1 tRNA gene is annotated in these 348 nt (G+C 53.4%); it reads left to right on the top strand.

The window, feature by feature from the left end:
- The first annotated feature begins 2 nt into the window (after window positions 1–2).
- Window positions 3–92 (top strand) — tRNA-Ser (locus KQX66_RS39075).
- The last annotated feature ends 256 nt before the right edge of the window (window positions 93–348 follow it).

The raw sequence follows: 348 nt of genomic DNA on the forward strand, positions 1-348 counted from the left end.
ACGGTGAGGTGTCTGAGTGGCTGAAGGAGCACGCCTGGAAAGTGTGTATACGCGAAAGTGTATCGAGGGTTCGAACCCCTCTCTCACCGCCAAATTCAAAAGAGAAAGCCTGGATTCGCGTCCAGGCTTTTTTTTTGCATGGCGCTCTGCGCATCTCCCCCCCCCCCTCAGCAACCGTGATTCCCATTTCCGCCGGTTATCCACGAGCCTTACTTCTGATTTGCTCACCCTTTCATGGCTTCTGCCCTACCGTTCGCCGCAGTTTTCAGCAAAGTGCACACGGCTTGAGCGGACGAACAAAAACACAGAAATTATTCTTGACCGGATCGGCCCCACTCCCTATAGTAG

Source organism: Paenibacillus oleatilyticus (genome assembly GCF_018998565.1).
Lineage (GTDB): Bacteria > Bacillota > Bacilli > Paenibacillales > NBRC-103111 > Paenibacillus_G > Paenibacillus_G oleatilyticus.